At 41.4% G+C, this 23,010-nt stretch carries 26 protein-coding genes and 1 pseudogene; 16 read left to right on the top strand and 11 right to left on the bottom strand.

The genetic code is table 11. The features are described from left to right. Both ACTCNA_RS12770 and ACTCNA_RS12775 read left to right on the top strand, forming a co-directional pair. Positions 1 to 291 (top strand): PhzF family phenazine biosynthesis protein (locus tag ACTCNA_RS12770; RefSeq protein ID WP_462948311.1); only part of this gene is annotated, 291 nt, incomplete at its 5' end. 169 nt (positions 292 to 460) lie between these two features. Beyond that, positions 461 to 1,390 (top strand): mechanosensitive ion channel family protein, encoded by a 930-nt coding sequence (locus ACTCNA_RS12775; RefSeq protein ID WP_462948312.1) that lies wholly within the window; start codon positions 461 to 463, stop codon positions 1,388 to 1,390. 103 nt (positions 1,391 to 1,493) lie between these two features. Here ACTCNA_RS12775 and trxA read toward each other — a convergent pair whose 3' ends face one another. The 5 genes from trxA to ACTCNA_RS12800 all read right to left on the bottom strand — a co-directional run bounded on the left by trxA (position 1,494) and on the right by ACTCNA_RS12800 (position 4,230). Then, a complete protein-coding gene (gene trxA, locus ACTCNA_RS12780; protein WP_462948313.1) occupies positions 1,494 to 1,913 on the bottom strand; it encodes a thioredoxin in 420 nt (139 codons plus the stop codon). A 12-nt stretch (positions 1,914 to 1,925) separates the two neighbouring features. Beyond that, positions 1,926 to 2,345: an OsmC family protein gene (locus tag ACTCNA_RS12785; RefSeq protein ID WP_462948314.1), complete on the bottom strand. Its 420-nt coding sequence runs from the start codon at positions 2,343 to 2,345 to the stop codon at positions 1,926 to 1,928. A gap of 116 nt (positions 2,346 to 2,461) precedes the next feature. Beyond that, positions 2,462 to 3,421: an NAD(P)/FAD-dependent oxidoreductase gene (locus ACTCNA_RS12790; protein WP_462948315.1), complete on the bottom strand. Its 960-nt coding sequence runs from the start codon at positions 3,419 to 3,421 to the stop codon at positions 2,462 to 2,464. A gap of 62 nt (positions 3,422 to 3,483) precedes the next feature. Further along, on the bottom strand, positions 3,484 to 3,840 hold the full coding sequence (locus tag ACTCNA_RS12795) for a thioredoxin family protein (RefSeq protein ID WP_462948316.1): 357 nt from the start codon (positions 3,838 to 3,840) through the stop codon (positions 3,484 to 3,486). Positions 3,841 to 3,885: 45 nt separating this feature from the next. Beyond that, positions 3,886 to 4,230 (bottom strand): NifB/NifX family molybdenum-iron cluster-binding protein, encoded by a 345-nt coding sequence (locus ACTCNA_RS12800; protein ID WP_462948317.1) that lies wholly within the window; start codon positions 4,228 to 4,230, stop codon positions 3,886 to 3,888. A gap of 164 nt (positions 4,231 to 4,394) precedes the next feature. On the opposite strand from ACTCNA_RS12800, the gene ACTCNA_RS12805 reads away from it, so the two are divergent. Together ACTCNA_RS12805 and arfB are read left to right on the top strand one after the other, a co-directional pair. Next, positions 4,395 to 5,084 carry a Crp/Fnr family transcriptional regulator gene (locus tag ACTCNA_RS12805; RefSeq protein ID WP_462948318.1) on the top strand — a complete coding sequence of 230 codons (690 nt, stop codon included), beginning with the start codon at positions 4,395 to 4,397 and terminating at the stop codon, positions 5,082 to 5,084. Positions 5,085 to 5,090: 6 nt separating this feature from the next. Then, positions 5,091 to 5,507 (top strand): alternative ribosome rescue aminoacyl-tRNA hydrolase ArfB, encoded by a 417-nt coding sequence (gene arfB, locus ACTCNA_RS12810; protein ID WP_462948319.1) that lies wholly within the window; start codon positions 5,091 to 5,093, stop codon positions 5,505 to 5,507. 123 nt (positions 5,508 to 5,630) lie between these two features. Here the strand turns inward: arfB and ACTCNA_RS12815 are convergent, their stop codons facing one another. Both ACTCNA_RS12815 and ACTCNA_RS12820 read right to left on the bottom strand, forming a co-directional pair. Beyond that, positions 5,631 to 5,930 carry a DUF5615 family PIN-like protein gene (locus tag ACTCNA_RS12815; RefSeq protein WP_462948320.1) on the bottom strand — a complete coding sequence of 100 codons (300 nt, stop codon included), beginning with the start codon at positions 5,928 to 5,930 and terminating at the stop codon, positions 5,631 to 5,633. Beyond that, the gene (locus ACTCNA_RS12820) at positions 5,902 to 6,135 is read right to left on the bottom strand and encodes a DUF433 domain-containing protein (RefSeq protein ID WP_462948321.1); all 234 of its coding nucleotides are present in this window, start codon (positions 6,133 to 6,135) and stop codon (positions 5,902 to 5,904) included. The genes ACTCNA_RS12815 and ACTCNA_RS12820 overlap by 29 nt, the downstream gene beginning before the upstream one ends. Positions 6,136 to 6,256: 121 nt before the next feature. Between ACTCNA_RS12820 and ACTCNA_RS12825 the strand changes: the two genes are divergently transcribed. From ACTCNA_RS12825 to ACTCNA_RS12845, 5 genes are all read left to right on the top strand, one after another. Then, entirely contained in the window at positions 6,257 to 6,775 is a 519-nt protein-coding gene (locus ACTCNA_RS12825) for a GtrA family protein (RefSeq protein WP_462948322.1), read from the top strand. A gap of 94 nt (positions 6,776 to 6,869) precedes the next feature. Beyond that, complete coding sequence (locus ACTCNA_RS12830; protein WP_462948323.1) at positions 6,870 to 7,700, top strand: lysostaphin resistance A-like protein; 831 nt, start codon at positions 6,870 to 6,872, stop codon at positions 7,698 to 7,700. 184 nt (positions 7,701 to 7,884) lie between these two features. Further along, complete coding sequence (locus tag ACTCNA_RS12835; protein WP_462948324.1) at positions 7,885 to 8,532, top strand: peroxiredoxin; 648 nt, start codon at positions 7,885 to 7,887, stop codon at positions 8,530 to 8,532. Between the two features lie 184 nt (positions 8,533 to 8,716). After that, entirely contained in the window at positions 8,717 to 9,580 is an 864-nt protein-coding gene (locus ACTCNA_RS12840; protein WP_462948325.1) for an alpha/beta hydrolase, read from the top strand. 42 nt (positions 9,581 to 9,622) lie between these two features. Beyond that, positions 9,623 to 10,486, top strand: a complete 864-nt coding sequence (locus ACTCNA_RS12845; protein WP_462948326.1) for an N-acetylmuramoyl-L-alanine amidase-like domain-containing protein — start codon at positions 9,623 to 9,625, stop codon at positions 10,484 to 10,486. A 12-nt stretch (positions 10,487 to 10,498) separates the two neighbouring features. Here the strand turns inward: ACTCNA_RS12845 and ACTCNA_RS12850 are convergent, their stop codons facing one another. The 3 genes from ACTCNA_RS12850 to ACTCNA_RS12860 all read right to left on the bottom strand — a co-directional run bounded on the left by ACTCNA_RS12850 (position 10,499) and on the right by ACTCNA_RS12860 (position 16,080). Next, the gene (locus tag ACTCNA_RS12850) at positions 10,499 to 11,536 is read right to left on the bottom strand and encodes a zinc-dependent alcohol dehydrogenase (RefSeq protein WP_462948327.1); all 1,038 of its coding nucleotides are present in this window, start codon (positions 11,534 to 11,536) and stop codon (positions 10,499 to 10,501) included. 418 nt (positions 11,537 to 11,954) lie between these two features. After that, positions 11,955 to 13,292 carry an MATE family efflux transporter gene (locus tag ACTCNA_RS12855; protein ID WP_462948328.1) on the bottom strand — a complete coding sequence of 446 codons (1,338 nt, stop codon included), beginning with the start codon at positions 13,290 to 13,292 and terminating at the stop codon, positions 11,955 to 11,957. A 166-nt stretch (positions 13,293 to 13,458) separates the two neighbouring features. Then, positions 13,459 to 16,080, bottom strand: coding sequence for a DUF5916 domain-containing protein (locus tag ACTCNA_RS12860; RefSeq protein WP_462948329.1), 2,622 nt, complete (start codon positions 16,078 to 16,080; stop codon positions 13,459 to 13,461). A gap of 316 nt (positions 16,081 to 16,396) precedes the next feature. On the opposite strand from ACTCNA_RS12860, the gene accC reads away from it, so the two are divergent. From accC to ACTCNA_RS12895, 7 genes are all read left to right on the top strand, one after another. Next, a complete protein-coding gene (gene accC, locus ACTCNA_RS12865; RefSeq protein ID WP_462948330.1) occupies positions 16,397 to 17,905 on the top strand; it encodes an acetyl-CoA carboxylase biotin carboxylase subunit in 1,509 nt (502 codons plus the stop codon). A gap of 8 nt (positions 17,906 to 17,913) precedes the next feature. Then, positions 17,914 to 18,423, top strand: a complete 510-nt coding sequence (locus tag ACTCNA_RS12870) for a biotin/lipoyl-containing protein (protein ID WP_462948331.1) — start codon at positions 17,914 to 17,916, stop codon at positions 18,421 to 18,423. 121 nt (positions 18,424 to 18,544) lie between these two features. Beyond that, positions 18,545 to 20,077: an acyl-CoA carboxylase subunit beta gene (locus ACTCNA_RS12875; RefSeq protein WP_462948332.1), complete on the top strand. Its 1,533-nt coding sequence runs from the start codon at positions 18,545 to 18,547 to the stop codon at positions 20,075 to 20,077. Positions 20,078 to 20,151: 74 nt separating this feature from the next. Beyond that, on the top strand, positions 20,152 to 20,508 hold the full coding sequence (rpsF, locus tag ACTCNA_RS12880; RefSeq protein WP_139279587.1) for a 30S ribosomal protein S6: 357 nt from the start codon (positions 20,152 to 20,154) through the stop codon (positions 20,506 to 20,508). A gap of 3 nt (positions 20,509 to 20,511) precedes the next feature. After that, entirely contained in the window at positions 20,512 to 20,781 is a 270-nt protein-coding gene (gene rpsR / locus ACTCNA_RS12885; RefSeq protein ID WP_073170567.1) for a 30S ribosomal protein S18, read from the top strand. A 15-nt stretch (positions 20,782 to 20,796) separates the two neighbouring features. Beyond that, a complete protein-coding gene (gene rplI / locus ACTCNA_RS12890; protein WP_462948334.1) occupies positions 20,797 to 21,243 on the top strand; it encodes a 50S ribosomal protein L9 in 447 nt (148 codons plus the stop codon). Positions 21,244 to 21,677: 434 nt separating this feature from the next. Further along, the gene (locus ACTCNA_RS12895; protein WP_462948335.1) at positions 21,678 to 22,043 is read left to right on the top strand and encodes a hypothetical protein; all 366 of its coding nucleotides are present in this window, start codon (positions 21,678 to 21,680) and stop codon (positions 22,041 to 22,043) included. Positions 22,044 to 22,241: 198 nt separating this feature from the next. On the opposite strand, the pseudogene ACTCNA_RS12900 reads toward ACTCNA_RS12895, so the two are convergent. Next, positions 22,242 to 22,904, bottom strand: a pseudogene (locus ACTCNA_RS12900) (ISNCY-like element ISSydi1 family transposase); the annotation flags it as partial. Positions 22,905 to 23,010: the final 106 nt, after the last annotated feature.

Here is a 23,010-nt window from a genome sequence, read left to right on the forward strand (position 1 = left end):
ATGAAAACACTCGACACCCGGGGTATAATTGCTACGGCTGCCGCTTCTTCTGATAAATATGATTTTGTTTCGCGTTTTTTCGCTCCCATCGAAGGTATTGATGAAGACCCGGTTACAGGTTCGGCACACACCATGCTCATTCCTTTCTGGGCAAAAAAACTTGGCAAAAACAAAATGCTGGCCAAACAGATTTCAGCTCGCGGAGGTGTGCTTTATTGCACGCTTCTGGGGGATAGGGTTGAGATTGGCGGCCAGGCCGTAACCTATTTAGCAGGTGAAATCTTGCTTTAAGACTATGTGAAAGTGAATTTTCACTGGCACATAATTCTTAAAATCCAGAAAACTTTGAAAACTTTCCCTGTTTAACTAAAGATTAACGGATAGCTGCTTTACTTTAAAACTTTTGTTTATTCCCTGAAAAGTTCTATTTTATAAAACGTAAATCTAAAAATTAAAAAAAATGGAAAAATTATTTACAAATGAATTTTGGGAAACACTGCTTTCAGGTGCCCGTGAATGGATAGTTTCAGAACTTCCGGGATTAGTAATAATTATCATTGTGCTTTTGGTTCTCAGCCGGGTAGTAACTTTTTCGCTGAAAAAATTCAAAAAGTCGCTGATTACACGGGCCGGTAAAAATGAGAAAAAAGATGCCGCCGAAGTGGAAAAGAGGATAAATACGTTAGTTAACATTATGGCCAGCGTTATATCCGCTGTTTTATGGACAATTTTTATAATGATTGCGCTGAAAAAGTTTGGTGTGGACATTGGCCCCATACTTGCAAGTGCCGGTATTGTTGGTGTAGCCGTTGGTTTTGGCGCTCAGCAAGTGGTCAGGGACTACCTGGCGGGATTCTTTATTTTACTGGAAAACCAGGTTCGTGCCGGCGATGTGGCAATTGTGAACGGAACCGGAGGACTGGTTGAAAGAATAGAAATGCGAACCATCGTTTTACGCGATTTTTCGGGTGTTGTCCATATTATTCAGAATGGAAAAATAGACATGCTTTCCAACATGACCAGCGAATGGTCGGCTATGGTGTTCGAAGTTGGCGTGGCTTACAAAGAGAATGTGGATACCGTAATGGACGTAATGCGCGAGGTAGGCGAAGACCTTCAAAACGATGCCAATTTTAAAAAAGCATTTTATGAACCCATTGAAATTTTTGGCCTCGACCAGTTTGGCGACAGCGCCCTGGTGATAAAAGCGCGGATAAAAACAAAACCCAGCCAGCAATGGACAATTGGCCGCGAATACCGCCGCCGTCTGAAAGCAGCGTTCGATGCACGGAATATTGAAATCCCTTTCCCTCATACTACTGTTTACTGGGGAGAGGAAATCAACCCGTTAAAGCTGGATGTGAATCAAACATCTGCTGCGAAGAATTAAAAAACGGAACGTTGATTTTCTAAATCAACCCATTACAAAACATAAAAAACCCTGCGATTTTTATTAACCACAGGGTTTTTTTTTGCATTCGGCTATCTAAAATTCAGGCGCGCAATTCGTCCACCTGCTTCATGATGTGTTTTTTGGGTTTTACCCCAACAATCCGCTTCACTTCCACCCCATCCTGAAAAACAAGAAGCGTGGGAATATTACGAACTTTGAATTTTTTGGCCAGGTATTGTTGCTGATCGACATTCACTTTCCCGATGGTGATATCGTCTTCCGATTCGGCAATATCGTTCAGGATTGGTGCTACCATTTTACAAGGATTGCACCAGGGTGCCCAAAAATCGACGAGGGTGATTCCCCTGCGGATTGCCGGTTTAAAATTTTTCTTGCCAAGCTGAATGATTTTTTTGCTGTCTTCCACCGGTTTGGCATTTTTCATCCGGTAAAAGTTGAAAGTAATCAATCCGATTAATACGACCAGAACGACCAGGATTACGATTAGAGTTGTTGACATATCTGTTTGTTTTTATTCTGAAACTTTTATTTCTGAGGTTAATTCCATTGCCTGGCGGTAGGTGGCGCTCACTCCGCAGTAACGCTCTTCGGAAAGGCTGACTGCTTTTTTGAGTTTTTCCATTGGCAAATCTTTGCCTTTAAACTCGTAAATCACGTGCATTTTCGAAAATTGTTTCGGATGTTCTTCTGTTAAATCTCCCTCAACAATCACGTTAAAATCATCTACTTCCACGCGCATTTTTTTGAGAATTGAAATCACATCCATTCCGGTGCAACCGGCCAGCGCTGTCATCATAAGCGGTTTTGGTCGTGGGCCGCGATTTTCACCACCTGCCTTTTCAGCGGCATCGAGCATTATTTCGTGTCCGTTTACATCGGCAGAAAATGCCATTTTATCTTTCCAGCTGATCTTTACTTGTTGTTTTGCCATATTGTATTCCTTTCAATTTAAGAATTTTCAAAATTAATCAATAGAACCAAATCACTTTATGATTGTTGCCAGTATTTTTTCATTCTCGGCCGAGGCTTCCGGCATTACTTCGCTTATTAAACTTGTTCTCCTAAAATTTCTTCCTGTTTCACCTGTTTTTCTGAAAGGTATCTGGCGGCGCTCAGTGCCGAGATTGTTCCATCGGCCACGGCTGTGGTAACCTGCCTGTATTTTTTTACGATGCAATCGCCCGCCGCAAAAACTCCATCAATATTGGTTTTCAAATCGGAGTCAACCTCAATTTCTTTCCGTTCATTAAGTTTTACCAAACCTTCCAAACTTTCGGTATTCGGTTGGTACCCCACAAAAATAAATGTGCCATCGGTTTTCAGGTTGCTCATTTTCCCGGTTGGAAGGTGCTTGATATCCACGCTTTCCAGTTTTCCGTTTCCGTAAAATCCTCTTAATTCCGATTCCATGATAAACTCAATTTTCGGATTTTTCTGCGCTTCTTCCACTGCATGTTTAAATGCCTGGAAATGATCGAACTGATGAACGATAGTAACTTTTGTGGCAAACTGGGTAAGTGCAACAGCTTCTTCGAGTGCTGAGTTACCGCCACCAACTACCACAACCTCTTTCCCGGTGAAAAAATCGCCGTCGCAGGTAGCGCAATAGGAAATCCCCGTTCCTTTAAACTGATCTTCTCCGGGAATATTCAGTGAGCGCGGCCTGCCGCCCGGAGTAAGAATAACCGAACGTGCCTTAAAACTGCGGCCATCTTCCAGTTCCACTTCCTTAATATCACCTTCGAGATTATAGCGGGCAATTTTAATATTCGACTTTATTTTACAGCCAAAACTTTTGGCCTGCTGCTTCATGGTGTTGGCCAGCATGTAACCTTTTGTGGCCGGAACACCCGGATAGTTGGCAATTTCCTCGGTAAGCACCATTTGGCCGCCAACGGCCCCTTCATTCAAAATCAGTGTTGAGAGTTTGGCCCGCGAAGAATAAATTCCGGCAGTTAAACCGGCTGCACCGGCACCTATAATCATTACATCAAATGGTTCATTCATGGCAATAAATTTTTAATAAAAGACAACCCGGAAATTATCCGGGCGGCCCTTGAGGTTTTGTGTTATACTTTTTCAGCAAATTGTTCGTCGAGAATAGCAGTTACCTGCTGCATGTTCTGAATGCTGCTGGTGGCGTGGGCTACTTTGCCGTTTTTGTAATACATGGTAAACGGAAGTCCCATAAAACCATTGGTTTCCGGCGCATTGCGAATAATGGCAGCTTCGGGGTTATCGAATGCCATCACTGCAAATTTCACGTCATCCCTTTCATCTTCCAGTTCTTCCATCACATCGTAAACCGGCATACACATTGGCCCCATGCGGCCACAGCATACCATTACGTTTTCATTTTCCTGAATCATTTTTTCCAGCTCTGCGGCTGTTTCAATCTCGTGCAAATTTGTTTGTAACATTTTCATAACAAGTCTCTTTTAAAATTGTGAATAATTGATTTTCTGTAACTTTTAATTTGTTATTTCGCCAATAATTTTTTCATCCGATTCGAGTTTTCCCTCCAGCCAGTCTTCCAGCAATTTGCGGGGCGAGTTTAAAGGGATGCCAACAAACAGGTTCACTTTTTCGGCTGCAAACAGGTTAATAATCTGTTTATTAACCCTGTAGGTAATCACATCGGTAATTCTTAGTTCTTTGAGCCATGCAGGTAAATCTGATTGTCCAATAGCCGAAGGATAAACGGTTTCTTTCTTTTCCACCGCCTGACCGTCAACTTCAAATATTTCGTAGTGCTGGCACTCGCCAAAATATTCGCTTAAACTTTCATTTAATACTGGTATGGCAACTCGTTTCATCTGTTAAAATTTTCTGTTACAAAAGTAGGAGCACCCTTTTAATCAGCGAAGAGAACAGGGCTGTGATGCGAAAGCACTAAAACTGTATTATTTCAGTTTTTTTCCTGTCATCAGCCAATTTTATTTGTTTTTGATAATTTTGCACCGTCTTCAGAAATATTGAAATGAGCAACGAAAAATCGGAACACCGTCAACAAAAAAAGGATTTTGAGGGGTTGATCAAGCAGCTACCCGATGCTTTGGACGAGCTGACAAAAAGTAAGACTCAAATAACCTACCTCAGGGGCGAAACCATTTTCAAGCAGGGGGCTTTTGCTCCTTATATTTTATACGTGGTTCGCGGACTGATAAAAGTGTATTTACAAACAGGTTTTGAAAAACAGATAAACCTCAGTCTGGCCAAAACAGGCGATTTTCTTGCTTTTTCATCCATATTTGGCGAGAACATTCATACCTATTCAGCGCAGGCACTAAAAGACTCGGTGATTTGCATGATTGAAAAAGAGAGCCTCAAAACCCTCCTGTTGCATAACCCCGAATTTGCCCTGGAAGTTACCTCGAAAAACTACCGGAACGAAAGGCATTTACTCGAGATAATTAAAAATATATCGTACAAGCAAATGCGTGGAAAACTGGCATCGGGACTGATTTACCTGTCGCACGAAGAGTTCCTGAAAGAGGATGTTTTTCAATACCTCACGCGGCAGGAAATTGCGGATTTTGCTTCCATTTCAACCGAAAGTGCCATAAAATTCCTGAAGGAGTTTGAAAAAGAAAAAATGATAATCCTGAAAGGACGGGGCATTGAGATAACCGACCGCAAGAAACTGGAAACCATAAGTAAAACGAGTTAATAAATCATGCATTTATCACATTCCATACGGGAAAATCTGCTTTCAGAAGTTAGCTTTTCGGCCAGTCGCGGGGGTGGTCCCGGCGGACAAAATGTGAACAAAGTAAGCACCAAGGTGGAGTTGCGGTTTCCGGTAAACGATTCTGAAACACTTACCGAAACTCAAAAACAGCGGCTTCTTTCAAAACTGAAAAACCGGATTACAACTTCCGGCGAACTGGTGCTGACCTCCTCTGCCGAAAGAACGCAGTGGCGGAACCGGGAGAAAGTGACGCAGAAATTTTTTGAGCTGATAGAACAAGCACTGACTCCGCCCAAAAAACGTATTAAAACCAGGCCAACCAAAGCCTCAAAGCTCAAACGACTCGAGAACAAAAAGAAACAAGGCCAAAAGAAACAGTTGCGAAAATCACCGGGTATGTAAAAGTCTGCCTTAGAAAATCAGAACTTCATTTTCCTTTAAAATTTCCCTGATTTTATCCGAAGGCCCTGAGGATTTAAAACTGAAAAATTATCTTTAAGTTTTTCAGCATGTTCTCTAATAATCTCAAACGCAATTTTTATTCGTTCTTTTCTTGGAAGATCGCTTAAACGGATTAAAAAGAATACCTTTATGTTTGTATTTTAAACGAAATGCCAATTCGCCAAAATCTTTGTCTTCTGTAATCAATAATGCATCATTTTTGACCGCAATTTCTAAAACCTCAAAATCGGTTATTCCGCTATGTTTCTCGGATATTGATAAAACACTGAAATTTTCGGTTCTCAATAATTTGACAATTCCAAAATCAACACTTTCATCAGCAACCAGAGTCATGTCAGGAAGCTTTTGGAATAACAATTTCATTTTTTACTGAATCCGCTGCAAACAATAAACATGCATTGATGTCGTCGCTTTTTAAATTGGGATAAGCACCTAACAAATCTTCAACAGAGTCTCCGGCAGCAAGTTTTTCGAGAATTATATCAACTGAAATCCGGGTATTTTTTATTATTGGTTTTCCAAATAATATGTCCGGATTCGACTCAATATGTAGTTTCCAGTCAATCATTTTTAATAAATATTATTCTGTAATTATTGACAATATTATCGAAATTAAAATTACAAAATAAAAAAATAAATGCTCGTTTGACCGAAAATTTATTTCTTTGCCCTTCAAAAAGAAAAAAGGAATGCTGAACTTTTTACGAAAATGCCGGAATAAAATCATTCAAATTATAGATTTCTTCTATTTTCCTTTCCTGCGTTTCATTCCAATGGAAATTTTCAGGTATGGCGCAACCGGCGGTGCAAATACAGCCATGGACATTTTTCTCTATTTTGTTTTTTACCGATTTGTGCTGAACAAACAAATTGTTGATTTGGGTTTTGTTGCTATCAGCCCGCATATTGCAGCATTTCTTATTGTTTTCCCCATTACCTTTGCTTCCGGATTTTTGCTGGCCAGGTATGTTACATTTACCGCATCTGAACTGCGAGGACGCATTCAACTATTCCGTTACGGGATAACAGTTGCCGGGGCAATTCTTTTAAATTATGTTTTTCTCAAATTTTTCGTAGAGTATGTTGGCCTGTACGCTACCCTTTCAAAAGTTTTTACAACAGTTATTGTTGTTGCATTCAGCTACGTGTCACAACGCTATTTTTCGTTTCAAACGGCCAATTTGCTGGTATCAAAAAAATCAGCCTGACAACTTATTTTTCAAATTATTATCAGAACTTTTCTTTGTTGATGTGTTTTTATTGTTGAATAACAAAAAAGATTATCTTTATTATTTATTGTAAATGCAGCAAACAAAGTTAAAATATTACCCAACAATTTTGCAGGCCATCCACCTGTTAATTTTGTACCTTTTTATTCAAACAGTTGTTGATTTTCCGCTTGCTTTAATCGATTACTACAAGGGAACCGATTACTTATACCACCCCGTAAAAAAAGTAGTTCTGGGAGTTGGCTCCACACTTTTTATCCTCATCTACGGTTTCCGAAAATCGAAAGCACCGTTTAAAAAAGTATTCCCGCTAAAATTTTTCAACCCGTTAATTTTAATTCCGCTGGTTCCTTTTTTTTGGGGCATCCAGAATTTAATTGAACAGGTGAACATTGCCATTGAAAATGTTATACCTGCCCCACCCTGGTTCTGGGAACTTTTCAGAGGTATTTTTGAAAGCGACTTTGGCTGGTGGGGGGCTTTTATGAAAGTTGCCATTGTTGCGCCCATTGTGGAGGAGTCTATTTTCCGGGGCCTTATTTTCCAGGGTTTTCGGCGCAATTACAACAATTTTGTGTCGGTGGTAATGTCGGCCCTTTTATTTTCGCTGTATCATCTGAATCCCTGGCAAATGCCGGCTACCTTCGTTTTAGGCCTGCTACTCGGCTGGCTTGTCATACGTACACAAAGTTTAATTCTGGCCATACTTGCCCACTCTTTCAACAATTTAATTGTTTTGCTTTCGGTAACCTACTGGCAGGAAATAAATACCCACGCCCTGTTTCTGCTGGAGAAAAAAGAATCCATGCTGTTAAGTGTGGCAGTTGCCGGTTTTTCTCTTATTCTTATATATTTCCTGAGTCTTTGGCCCAAAAGAATCCGGCAAAAAAATCATTCACATTAAAAAAATTATTTCTGCATTTTCAGAAACTGAATTACAGTATTTTACCGCCATTAGGCATTATAAAGAAACATCATAAAACAGGCTTTCAGCTTAAATTTCTTTAACATTTTATTGAACTTATTCTCACCAAGAATGTTTATCTTCACGAAAATTCAAATTAATGACACTAAAAATTCTATAAAAAATGGAAGAAGAAAAAGTTACACAAATGCCACGGATTGGCGACATGGCCCCCGACTTTAAAGCCAACACAACTTATGGTCCTATTCAGTTTTCAGAATACAATAAAGGAAGCTGGGTGATTTTATTTTCGCACCCTGCCGACTTTACTCCGGTTTGCACCACCGAAATGAGCGGATTTGCCGTGCGCCACAACGAATTTAAAGAGCTGAACACCAAGCTAATGGGATTAAGCATTGACAGTATCCACTCGCACGTTGCATGGGTGAACAATGTGAAAAAGAATACCGGCGTTTTGTTCGATTTCCCGATTGTTGAAGATATTTCAATGAAGGTATCGAAACTATACGGAATGTTGCAACCAAACGAAAGCGAAACATCTGCGGTACGTGCTGTATTTTTTATCGATCCCGAAGGAAAGATCCGTTTAATTATGTACTACCCGCTTAACGTGGGCCGTAACATGGATGAAATCATCAGAGTATTGAAAGCACTCCAAACATCTGACAAACACGGCGTTGCACTACCACTCGACTGGAAACCAGGCGATAAAGTTATTGTTCCTCCGCCAAAAACTGTTGAGGCAATGGAAGAACGCGAAAAAAGCAGCTACGAAATGGTTGACTTTTACCTCGCTAAAAAAGATTTATAAAATTATTTCATTTGTTAAGAAAGGCTGCCCGGAAAAGGCAGCTTTTTTTTGCAATAATTTCAGGCACATTAAATGTGGTCTAAACTATTACCATTTTTATTGAAAGAATATTCCAAAGATTTTTCAAAACTCCGGAAATAAATGCATTTTTACTACCCATTTTCAAATCTAAATTCAACATATCATGAAAAATATTTTAACTATTCTTATTTCGCTGCTACTCTCAAATTTCGTTTTTGCTCAAACCGGAAAAGTGTTTGACAACCTTTCCATGGAAAGTGAAATACTTGGCATGGAACGTAAATATGCCGTTTATCTCCCTCCGGGCTACGACATTTCGGAACGCAGCTACCCCGTACTATATTTGTTACATGGTGCCGGCGACGACCAGACCGGATGGGTGCAGTTTGGCGAAGTGCGCCAGATTGCCGACAAAGCCATAAAAGAAGGCAAAGCCACTCCAATGGTAATTATTATGCCCGATGCCAACACCGGGCAGCGTGGCTATACCAACGATGTGAGCGGCAACTGGCGCTACGAGGATTTCTTTTTTGAAGAACTGATGCCGTTTGTGGAAAAAAAATACCGCATTAAAAGTGAAAAACGCTACCGTGCGGTTTCCGGCCTTTCGATGGGTGGCGGCGGTACGTTTTATTATGCACTGCATCGTCCCGATTTGTTTTCATCAGCCTGCCCGCTGAGCGCAGCAACCGGTCCGTTAACCCGCGACGATGTGGAAAATTATATGGGCCGGCGGGGAATGCCCGGTGCCAGCGAAAAGCAAAAGAATGAATGGTTTGAAAAATACAACGTTTTGGAACTGCTGAAAAATATTCCCGACGAACAAAAAAGAGCCGTTCGCTGGTATATCGACTGCGGCGACGATGATTTTCTTTTTGAAGGAAATTCGCTGGTTCACATTGAAATGCGTAAAAAAGAAATTCCCCACGAATTCCGGATTCGCGACGGCGGCCACACCTGGACCTACTGGCGCGAATCGCTGCCCGAAGTGCTCCGGTTTGTTTCTGAGGCATTTCACCAGCATTAACAATTTATAAATAGTTATTTGACTTTCAGGAAATTAAAAACAATGAAATTCAAAATATTTTTTATCCCGCTGTTTTTGATATTTGCTACATGCAATTCAGCACAGAATAATAATGAAAGGGAATTACCAGTTATTTATCAGCAAGAAGATAAAGAAATCCTCGAACAGGTTTTGGAAATGTTTTCGGAAGAGGCCAACTCGCCCACTCCGGTTTTAATGATAAAAACCGGCACCTATTTTCTGGGAACACCTTATGTAGCCAATACGCTTGAAATTGACCCCGAACAACTGGTTGTCAATTTGCGCGAAATGGACTGTACCACATTTGCCGAGAACTGCCTTGCCATTTCTAAAACCATCCAAAGCGGAAAACACTCTTTTGAGCAGTTCACAAAGGAACTTAAAAAAATTCGTTACCGCAACGGCAAAATCGATGGTTATCCATCGCGGCTGCACTATTTCAGCGACTGGATTTTTGACAACCAGCAAAAACGACTGGTCAATGCTATTTCAAAAGAAATTGCAGCAACTCCTTATGACAAAGAAATCAATTTCATGAGTACGCACCCTGAAAGTTATCCGATGTTGAAAGACAGTAGCCAGTTAGTTGAAATTATTGCGAAACAGGAAAAAAACATCAACTCGAGAAACCTTTTTCACATTCCGGAAAACCAAATTTCGGAAGTTGAAAATCAACTGATGGATGGCGACATTGTGGGAATTACCACCAACATCGACGGGCTCGATATTTCACATGTTGGAATTTTGGTGCGCAAAGCGGGTCGTATTCACCTGATGCACGCTTCGTCGCTGGCCGAAGAAGTGATTGTTTCCGAAAGAACGCTGGAAGATTACCTGCTGGGAAGTAAATCAGCCAACGGAATTATGGTTTCACGTCCCAGGTAAATAGAATAGGTGCTATAAATCAATCATCGCTTTTACCACGCCATCTTTGTAGCCTTCAACCATATCGAAAGCCGTGGGTGTTTCATCTAACGAAAAATGATGGGTGACCATTTTTTCCACATTGGCTTTTCCGCTCACCACCAAATCAATGGCCTCTTCCACGCAATGGTTTTGGCGCCGGACATTGACAACCGTCAATTCTTTGCGGCGCATTAAATCCATATTGAAAGTATATTGCGCAGATGGCGGAATGCCAACCAGCACAAGTTTTCCTCCGGGTTTCAGAATTTTCAGGGCATTGTCAACAGCTTCCTGTTCACCGCTGGCCTCAAATGCCACATTAACAAGCAGCTCTTCCTGGTTTTGCACTTCCTTTTCCACATCCTGCTTTTCAGGATTGATGAAATACCGTGCCCCAATTTCCTCCGATTTTTTCAGCCGGTATTCGAGCGGCTCAATCATCCCAACATTGGAAATACCATCGGCCAGCAGTTTCAGCAAAATACTCAGGCCGATTGGGCCGGCACCAAAAATAACAGATGAACTATTTTTTTCTGCAATTTCAGCCAGTTTCACCGCATAAACACCTATGGAAAACGGTTCGATTAAAGCCGCCTGCACCGGGTTCATTTTCCCGGTAACGGGGAAACAGGTGAACGAAGGCATTACAATGTATTCCCCCAAACAGCCTTCAATTTGCCCGGGGCAACCCAAAAATTTGTTGTTCCTGCAGGTGTGCGGACGACCGGCCAGGCACTGGTCACATGTTCCGCAATGCACCGCCGGATCGATAACAACCAAATCGCCGGGTTTTACATTTTTAACGTTTTCCCCTGTTGCTTCCACCACGCCCGAACACTCGTGCCCCACAACAAACGGATATTCTACAACCTGGGTTCCTATTTTACCTTCTGAATAATAATGAATATCTGAACCGCAAACTCCTATAGACGACAGCCTGATTTTAACATCATCCCCCGTTTTCAACGCTGGTTCGTTTGCGCGAGTCAATAGCATTTGTCGAATGCCGGTAAGTGCTACTTGTTTCATAACAGTATTTTTCAATGTAAAAGTGCAAATTATATTTTTTCCTGAATCCTGTACTATCAGGTTTAATTAATTTTCCATTACATGCAATGTATAATTATTCGCAGGAGATTTATGAATCTACTTCTCCAAAACCGGGAAAAATTGCAATATTTTTTATAACACATTTCGTCTTTCGAACCCACTATATAACAATAAATTACAATTTCTGAAACACCATAAATTAACAATTTTTAATAATTTTTTCAAAATATTTTATATTCGAGCTATTTTTGTATTATATTAGCAATTCATTAATTGAATGTAAACTGAATGTTATTTGAAACACTACCTTTTCTCTGTTAAACCAATATTTATTCAGGTCTAACTAAACTAAACTATGAACAATCGGGTTATCGCCACCAATGGTAACCCGTTTTTTCTATGCCATTTTCCGAAGATTATGTTTAAACCGGAAGTAGAAGGATATCCCTGCTGAACCCAGTCCCACGAGAAATCCGAACCAAATCCCCTGTGGCCCGGCATTGAGCAAAAAGGTCAGGACATAACTGGTGGGCAAACCAATTAAAAGATAGGCAGCAAAAGCAATAAACATAGGCACTTTAACATCGGCCATTCCTCGCAAAGTACTGAGCATAATCACCTGTAACCCGTCAAAAATTTGAAAAATAGCAGCCACTATAAGCAGTTGCGAAGCAACGGCTACAACCTGTGGATCGGTTGTAAAAAGAAATGGCAGGTAATTTTTTGTGAGTATAAAAATGAGTCCCATTACCGACATAAAAAAGAGCACCAGGTGAGTAGAGGCCATAGCGGCCATGCGCATCGAACTTAAATTATTCTCACCCATTTGATGACTCACCCGGATGGTATTGGCTTGCGAAACACCTTGCGAAATCATGTATGTAAACGATGCCATTCCCATTGCCACCTGGTGGGCAGCCAGTTGTGTTTCGCCCAGCCATCCCATCATAACGGCTCCCAGGCTAAAAGTCAGCACTTCCACAATTAACTGAAATCCAATAGGTATTCCAATCTTCAACACCGAAAATATTTTTCGCTTTTCATAAATTTGTTTCCGGGCGAGCACAAAAAATCTTCTAAAACGCGAAAATTTAAGAATGTAGCCCACAAACAACAGCGGCATAAAAATACGGGAAACCAACGTACCGATGCCGGCTCCCACCAGCCCCAATTCCGGAAAACCGAATTTCCCAAAAACCAACAGATAGTTCAACACAATATTTATAACGTTGGCTGTAAGGGTTATTTGCATAGCCATTTTTGTGTTGCCAATCCCTTCGAAAAACTGCTTTACCGAAAAGAAAAGCATTAGCGGAAAGTACGATAGGCACAGCAGCAAATAATAGGGTTTCGACATTTCGAGCACGTCGTCTGTCTGACCCATAAATGGCAAAAGAAAGTACACTCCAAACATTATGAGTGCCAAAACAAAAGTGGCAACCGTATGCGTAAAAAAGCCGTTTTTAAGCCACACCACCACACGATCTAACCGGTTATTGCCAAAAGCCTTTCCAACCAGTGGAGTAAGCCCGTAGGTAATCCCCATTCCGAAAAACATACCAATTACAAACACATTATTGGCAAACGATGAGGCAGCAAGTTCAACGGTTCCAACATGGCCAACCATCATGTTGTCGGCCAGCATAACAACTACCTGCCCAATTTGCGACAGTACAACCGGGAAGGCGAGCCTCAGGTTACGTTTGTAAAATGGTATGTATTGCGCCAGATTCACGGTGCCAAAATTACATTTTTAGCCCGAATAATTCAGGAATTATTCTTATCTCTGATAACGACTAAGATTCACTGTAATTTTTTTTCAAAAATCATAGTTCATCTAAGTCGGGGTTAACCTGCAGTTTATTCATACTGAAAAAAATTTATGAATAACGCAGATTAAATTAAATGGAGAACCAGAAACTTACTTTAAGCATAAAAGCATTTTGAGCTTTCACATCCGATATTCCCTTAAAGCTTTCGAATACTGAAGGTTCGTATTTTCTTTCGTAACGCGAACGCGAATTGGTCCACACAAAATAGAGCGTTGAACCCGTTTTATATTCCCACCGCGCCACAAAGTTGGAGCGGAATTCCTGAAAGTTAAAATCCGGGGAATTCTGTGTCAAATCCATAATATAATTTTGCCGTTCATCCACCAGCCACTGTTCACCATCGCCCTGTTCTTCAACAAACAGTGGTGCAAACCGCTGGTTTATATCTTTTGCCTTTGAGGAAGTAACCTCCCGGTAGTCAGAAAATTTACCTACCGAGGCGTAAGGGTTTCCGTAATACTGAAAAGAGAGTTCGGGCGTAACAAAAAATTCGGCCCGGATAGTGGAAGAAATGGTTTTCCGGTCAATTTTCCCAACAATATATTTTCTGGGAAAAGTACTTCTTTCCATGCTTGTTACAAACTGGTTATTGTCTGTTTCAATATTAAAATTGTTCATGGAGGAAAGGGTAAGCCGGCTGCCGATTTGCCATTGCACGTAAAAAGTGTTTTCAGTGGCTTTTGAAATATTGTCATCATTTCGTGTCAGTTCAGTTCCTCCGCCAAAGAAAAGATCCCTACTCGAATTTGTTTGCAAAAAGATTTCCCCGCTGGTTTCCCCGTCAATCCTCAGCGAAGGGCCACCCCAAAGTTTTCGGGTATCGATTTCGTAAAACGAACGCTGTGCAACTAAATCGAGCCGCCACAGGTTTTTAAACTGAAAACGGGCATGTCCGGTTATTTCATCGCCCAGATTTTCGCCGCCATAGCTCCAGTTATGTTCCTGCTCAATATCAAAATAGTAATTGTTTAAGATTCCTTTGGGCTTGTTCACCCAGTAAATAATGTTAATTTTCTGATCGATATAATCGGCCTGCCTTAAATACCCCACATCGTTGAGTTCCACCCCCGGCGAACGCCAGTCGAGCGCTCCCATTATCCTGAATTTACCACTCCTTTTTCCACCGCTCATTTCACCGCCCCATCCGCTCAGGGATGTTAACGTCGGATCGTATTCAAGATGCTCAGCATCGGTGCGTTGAAAGTAATGCCTCGAATTGGTTTGTAAATTTGAGATGGCTTCTTCCGAGCCGTTTACCTGCGAGAAAAATCCTTTAAAATCAACAAAATATTTTCGGTTTTTCCAGTTGTGCTGAAAATCCACTCCGCCAACTGTTGAATTATCGGGCAAAAATTCAAGATGTTCATCTTTTATATTCCGCAACGTGGAAGTAACCATTCCGCCCAAAACAGTGCTGCCGTTGTTAAAATCCTGTTTCACCCTGCCAATAAAATAGTTGGTAAAAGGTTCAACAGCTTCTTCCCTTTCCTGGCCGTTAAAATGTATAGTTGCATTTTCATGTGCCGTCATGCTGTTAACAACACCTACCGAAAGTCCTGAGCTGTTTTTGCCGGTTAATTTAAGTGCATTTATGATGGATGTTTGATCGGGCATTTCCAGCGTTTCCATTTCCTCAACAGAAGGTGTATAGCCGGGTGAAGCCCCAATCCGGCGCGAATAAAAAAGTAAATCGCTGCTGCCGGCACCATATTCCAGGATACTGTTTCCTTCAAGAAAAAAAGGCCTTTTCTCGTCGTAAAAAACTTCGTAAGAAGTAAGGTTAAGCACCGACGGGTCGGCTTCTACCTGGCCAAAATCAGGATTAATTGTATAATCGAGCGTAAAATCAGAAGTGACTCCAATTTTTCCGTCAACACCAAAGCCACCTTTCAAATTATCCGGGGCATCCGAAACATATTTTGCTTTGGCATAGGGCATCACCTCAAAATTGCGTTTATACGGAATATTTTCAATCCCACGCAATTCACCAAATATATAAACCATTGCAGGGGCATCAACCGGAATAAGTTTCCACTGATCTTCCTCTTTTAACCTGTCGATCCAGCGCCACACGTGCATTCCCCATACATGCTCTTCTTTATTGGCGTACCTGAGCTGGCTGAAAGGCACACGCATCTCGGCATACCAGGCCGAATCACCCACATGCGACTTCCCATCCCAAACGGCATCCCAGTTAAAATCCCATCCATACTCGCCAAGGTGCATCAAATCCACTTTTTGCCCGGCGGCAGTTACATTGAACTCGAAAGCGGTTTGCTTGTCATAATAACTATCCAGGGCAATCCCGGCCATATCGCCCATATTTTCATCGCGCCTGCCAAGAATTGAACGTATTTTCTCCGGTTCATTATCATAACAAACAATGGCCATGTACAAATAGGTGTCGTCGTACAAAATTTTAATTTCCGTTTCCTGCGAGGGAGATTTGGCCTGGTTGGGTTGTTGTTGAATAAACCCTCCGTCCCAGCTTCCAACTTTTTGCCAGCATTCATCACCCAGTTTGCCATCAATTTTGGGCACCAACTCGGTGCGGGTAGCGTAATACACCCTTTTAATACTTGCATGATAGTTCACCAATGAATCATCAGACAATGTGTAATCGTAATTTTGTGCCCGCGAGATAATTCCCAGTAAAAGTGAGAATATAATTAACAAGTGTTTGTTTTTCATTTAGGTTAGTTTTATTCCCAGTAAAAATAAAATGATTTATTAAACAAAAAAAATCTGAACAATTAATCTTCCTTACAGATGTCAGAAAACATTAAAATTTGCACTTTTAGAACTATAGTTTTTGATTTTCAAATTTCAATAAAGCTGAGAAGCCATTAAACGTCCAATTTGCATTTATTAACACATTCCCATTTGCTTTGTCAAATTCATGGCGTAATTTCAACAGTTAATAAAAGAGCCTAAACAATTTTTAACCAAATGAGTTATCTATGTGTGTTTTTAGGAAACAATATTTATTGCAATAAAAATAAACGTAATGGGCCAAATAAAAAAAATCCTGGTAGCGAATCGTGGAGAAATAGCTATTCGAATTATGCGTACATGCCGGGAACTGGATATCGAAACAGTTGCCGTTTTTTCAGAGGCAGACCGAACTTCACAACATGTAAGGTATGCTCACGAAGCTTATTACATTGGCAAAGCTCCTTCTCCCGAAAGCTATCTGAATGTGGAAAAAATACTTAAAGTTGCGAAAGAGTGCAACGCGGATGCCATTCACCCCGGCTATGGATTTTTATCGGAGAATGCAAATTTTGCCCGGCGATGCAGTGAAGAAGGAATTATTTTTATTGGTCCGTCGCCGGAAGTAATTTCGCAAATGGGAGATAAAATTGAAGCCCGCGAGGCCATGATGGAAGCCGGAATTCCGGTGGTCCCCGGCACGCCCAACAGTGTGAACAACGAAAAAGAGGCGCTCGATGCCATTAAAAATATCGGGCTGCCTGTTATGATAAAAGCTTCTGCCGGAGGTGGTGGAAAAGGAATGCGGCTCGTGCACAAAGAGGAAGAAATTGTTGCTGCCGTGCGAGCGGCCCGCTCCGAGGCAAAATCGGCATTTGGCGACGATTCGGTTTACATTGAAAAGTACATCAGCTCACCGCACCACATCGAATTTCAAATTCTGGCCGATCAGCACGGGAATGCAGTGCACCTGTTCGAACGCGAATGTTCCGTTCAGCGGCGCCACCAAAAAATGATTGAAGAGACTCCTTCTCCACTCATGACCGAAAAACTGAGGCAAAAAATGGGGAATGCCGCAGTGGGGGCAGCAAAAGCAGTTGACTACACAGGTGCCGGCACAATTGAATTTCTGGTGGATGAAAGCCTGAATTATTATTTCCTCGAAATGAATACCCGGCTGCAGGTGGAACATCCGATTACCGAAAGGGCAACAGGAATCGACCTGGTGAAAGAACAAATCAAAATTGCCGAGGGCCGTAAACTGGAATTCTCGCAAAACGATTTAAGCCAGAAAGGGCACGCCATTGAATGCCGGATTTATGCCGAAGACCCCGATAATAATTTCATGCCCAGCCCGGGCAAAATATATAAAATTTCTGAACCGCTGGGCCTGGGCGTTCGCACCGACGGGTATGTTTACGAAGGCTATGAAATTCCGATTTTTTACGACCCCATGATTTCAAAACTGATTGTTTGGGGAAAAACGAGAAAAGAAGCCATTGCCCGAATGCGCAGGGCTTTGTACGAATACAAAATCACAGGGGTTAAAACTTCAATAAAATTTCTTGAACGCATTATGAACAATGAAAGCTTTATTGAAGGAAAATACGACACACATTTCATCGAAAATAATAAGGAGCAATTGTACAAACAATCTGATGTTGAAGAATGCGATGACATGGTGGTTATTGCTGCATTTGTCGATTATATGGATAAAATCAGCAGAATTCAGGATAACCAGAAAGAATTTTCCCCGCCGGCAGAAAGCCGCTGGAAAAAAATACCTTACATTAACCATTTTTAATTTTTTTTATGGCACTTGAAATAAAAATAAACGACCGTACAGCATGGGTTAACCTCATTCAGCAAAACGGGAACCTGCTTGAAGTGGAAGTTGACGGCAAACGCTACAATGTTGACCTGCTCCATACGGCAGACGGAACATTTTCCATTCTCGAAGGCGGACATTCCTATAATATTGAACTGATCCCCCACAACCAACCCAAAAAATACACAGCACACACACTTTACAACACCTACGAAGTTGATATTATTGATGCCGAGGCGCGCTATCTTATCAACCGTGGTTCAAACGGAGTAGGTAAAAGTGAAAAAACCATATCGTCGCCTATGCCCGGAAAAGTGGTAAAAGTTTTGGTAAACGAAGGCGATATAATAGATGAAGGCAAAACAGCCATTATTATTGCCGCCATGAAAATGGAGAGTGAATACAAAGCCCCCATCAGTGGGATGGTAAAGAAAATTAATGTAAGCGAAGGTGATACCATTGAAGGAAACCAGGTGCTTATTGAACTCGAATAAACCAATCTATTTATGAAACGAGCATGTAGAATATTTACATCCAAGATGATGATTAATCCCGATAGCTATCGGGACATGCGAGTTCCATACTATACCTTTAAAAATAAACAATTTTAATAGTATGAATTTACAGGATAAATACAACCAGCTCGATGAGTTTAACACGAAAGCCGAGCTGGGCGGAGGAGAAGAACGCATTGAGAAACAACACGCGGCAGGAAAAAAAACAGCCCGCGAAAGGGTGCTGCAACTGCTTGACCCCGGAACTTTCAATGAAATTGACAAGCTGGTTACACACCGAAATTATGATTTTGGCATGCAGGAGAAAAAATTTCTGGGCGACGGTGTAGTTACAGGCTACGGGAAAATCAGCGGAAGGCTGGTGTATGTGTTTGCCCAGGATTTTACAGTTTTTGGCGGTTCGCTAAGCCGTGCCAATGCCGATAAAATTGTAAAAATTCAGAACCTCGCCCTGAAAATGGGAGCTCCACTTATTGGTCTCAACGACTCAGGCGGCGCACGCATTCAGGAAGGCGTGGAAAGTTTGGCCGGTTACGCCGATATCTTTTACAACAATGTAACTTCTTCGGGTGTTATTCCACAAATTTCAGCCATTTTAGGTGCATGTGCCGGCGGCGCAGTTTACTCGCCTGCCCTCACCGACTTTATTTTTATGGTGGATGAAAAGAGCCACATGTTTGTCACCGGGCCCGATGTGATTAAAACGGTAACACACGAGGATGTTTCAAAAGAAGATTTGGGAGGTGCACACACCCACAGCACGAAAAGTGGTGTGGCCCATTTTACCGGAAACGACGAGGAGCAGACACTCATGATGATCCGGGAACTGGTCACTTTTTTACCATCGAACAACCTGGAAGATCCACCCGTAAAATCAACTATCGACCCCAGCGACAGGGAGGAAGAACACCTGCAGGAAATTGTTCCGGCCGACCCGAACCGGCCATACGATATGCATGAAATCATTCAGAATGTTATCGATAACAAACATTTCCTGGAAGTGCAGCCGCGGTATGCACAAAATATTATTGTAGGTTTTGCCCGGTTTGGCGGCCAGCCGGTGGGAATTGTCGCCAACCAGCCCAACCACCTGGCCGGTGTGCTCGATATTAATTCATCGGCAAAAGCAGCCCGCTTTGTGCGTTTTTGTGATGCATTCAACATTCCGCTGGTAACTTTTGTGGATGTTCCCGGCTTTTTGCCCGGGACCAGCCAGGAGCTTGGCGGGATTATCAAACACGGCGCTAAATTATTGTACGCTTTTTCGGAGGCCACGGTACCCAAAATTACCGTCATCACCCGAAAAGCTTACGGCGGGGCTTACGATGTAATGTCGAGCAAGCACATTGGCGCCGATGTTAACTTTGCCTACCCCACTGCCGAAATAGCGGTAATGGGCCCCGAAGGTGCCATCAATATTCTTTACCGTAAATACAACGCCGAAGAAAAAACCAAGGCAGTGGATGAATACCGTGAGAAATTCGCCAATCCATACAAAGCTGCGGCACTGGGCTACATTGATGAAATTATTCCGCCAAAAGAAACCCGCAAAAAAATTATTGGTGCCCTGGAAATGACCCGCAACAAACGCAAATCGAATCCGCCTAAAAAACACGGAAATATTCCGTTGTAAATATTTGATAAATATCAATTTATTTCTATTTTTGCGCGTTCAAAATTTTTAAGTAATAATTAAAATTAATGTTTATGTTGAATCAGTACGAAACCGTTTTCATTTGTACTCCCGTTTTATCTGAGCCACAGGTAAAGGAAACGGTAAAAAAATTCAAAGACATTATCACCTCCAACGGAGGGGAAATGGTCAATGAAGAGAACTGGGGGATGAAAAAACTGGCTTATCCCATTCAAAAGAAATCTACTGGCTTTTATAATTTGTTTGAATTTAAAGCCGAACCTTCGCTCATCAAAAAGTTTGAGATTGAGCTGCGCCGCGAGGAACGGATCATTCGTTTTATGACTGTAAAACTCGACAAGTACGCAGTTGAATACAGTGAGAAAAGAAGAAGGCTTCAGAAAGAAAAAACAGAAAATAAGGAGGGATAAAAAATGGCACAAAATACAAGTGAAATCAGGTACCTGACCCCGCCGTCAGTAGAAATTAAAAAGAAAAAATATTGCCGTTTCAAGAAGAACGGAATCAAATATGTCGATTACAAAGACCCGGAGTTTTTGAAAAAATTCCTGAACGAGCAGGGAAAAATTCTTCCCCGCCGTATTACCGGCACTTCACTGAAATACCAGCGCAAAGTGGGCCAGGCCATTAAACGGGCACGCCAGATTGCTTTGCTGCCTTATGTAACCGATATGATGAAATAAAAAAGGAGGCTTGAAATGGATATTATATTAACACAAGACGTTGAGCGGCTGGGAAACAAAGATGACATTGTTTCAGTAAAAGAAGGATACGCGCGCAATTTCCTTATTCCGCAAAAGATGGCAATTGCTGCCACAGCCACTGCCAGGAAGGTGATGGAAGAAAACAAAAAACAACGCGCACATAAAGAAGCAAGATTAAGAGAAGAAGCCCAGAAAATTGCCGACAAGCTGGCGAACAAGAAAGTTAGCATTGGTGCCAAAGTGAGTTCTTCGGGCAAAATTTTCGGCTCGGTTAATACCATCCAGGTAGCAGAAGCTATCAACAAAAAAGGATTTGAAATCGACCGCAAACAAATTACCTTACCTGCCGACAGCATTAAAGAAGCAGGTACTTACACTGCCAAAATCAAACTCTTCAAAGATGTTATCGTTGAACTGGAGTTTGATGTAGTAGGTGAATAAAAAAACCTAAAATATATTTTGAAAAGGGTTCTCGGAAACGGGAACCCTTTTTTGTTTATTCCCACGTCCCGCTCAAATTCCTGCTGCAGAACATCCCATTTTCAAGGTTACCTTCAGCAATCCTTTGGAATATATATGTAGAAACACAATACCAAAAATTTAAAAAACAGGAGGCACACAACCAAATATCAACTTTTAGCATCTTAACAAACAAAACATTAACTTTTAAAACCAATATTATGATGAAACACAGCCCATAACCACCATTAAAACAAAAATCTCCCGAAAAACCACAAGGAAGAATCACTCCGGGAAAGATGCCAACCAAAGGCACTGAAAACCGCTCCTAATTGCTCTCATACCTGGTAACTCTGGTTGCCTTGAATATCAAAAAGCACTTTGTGCGAATTACTCACTACTAAATACTTGAAATAATGAGAACAAAAAAATTGAAACTACTTACAACTTTTCTTCTCCTGCTGCCGCTATGTATGATTTTGCTTGGGACTGGATGTGAAGACGAAGAACAGGATCCACTTTGCTACCAAGAAAGGGTGGTAAGCCTTAATAAAGGAGATGGATGCCAGAATATTATAACAATTACACAGACTGCTGAAAATGGTGAACTTGCTACAAACGCTACAATATCATTTAATCCGGATTTTTATGAAGGGACACTAAAGGTAGGCGATATTGTTTATTTTAAAATTATTGAATATGAAGAATTCGGAACTCGTATTTCAACCCAACCTTGTACTTTTCCACAGTTTGCAGCATCTGTTGAATTTTGCAATAATTAAAAATTGAAATTATGAAAAAGTTTTTTATAACATTAATTAGAGTCTGTCCATAAAGTTGGCAGTTTTTCCGTTTGTTTTTCCTTTGATTGTTTTTCGGTGGATATTTGTCCATAATCAGTTGTAATATTATCTATCGTTGCGCCCCATTTTGTTGTTTTTTCGTTCTCCCTTCTTTTTCCGCTGTTTTTCCGCACCATTTTTTGATTTTTGGGCATAGTTTTCCCCTTTTATCTCTTTGAGGTATGCCATGTCATATACCAACTGCATGACCTCGATGTGCTCACCTAAAAGGCCTGCCCATATCATGGCTTTAATGCCGAAGGACTGCTTTTTTTTATCACGTTGGAAACTTGGTTGATTGTTTTTATAAACAATGTCAACTGATTGCTGAACAGGTCTTTACGACTGTCCCCTTTGGTGTTGTTTATTTTGAAACAGGTCTTTTTCCCCTGCCTGGTATAGTCCCGGTATTTTAGCCCGTCCACTTCTTCGCTCAAATGGCCAAGCAGCCGATAGGCCTCTTTTATGCAATCCCAGAGTATCGAATTGTTGGTCGGGTGGTGTATGTTGGTTTCCACCACTGTGCTGCCTGATCCTTTCGATGTCCTCGATGCCCGCGTTTATCGCTATTTTGTTCAGTTCGACGAGCAGCTTTTGCAGGTTGTCCGCTTTGATCCGGGATATGTATTTTTGGTACACCTGTAAGCTGTACGGGCGCAGCTCGTCTATCTTTATAAATGCCGCACATATCCTTGAATCTGTCTAATGAAATTCCAATTCCCTGTATTCCAACCCTTTTAGCTCCTTGTAGATTGCCTCCCTGACTATCTGCTCCATACTTGGGGTATCTTTCCGCCCAAACACGCCTGGCTTCTTGACCAGTCGGGATTTTCAAATTTCATCTTAAAATCTTCAAATAACCTCATCGTACTTTTTCCTTAAACTTAACAAGAAAAACAGTTGCTCC

This window comes from Tangfeifania sp. (assembly GCF_055108615.1).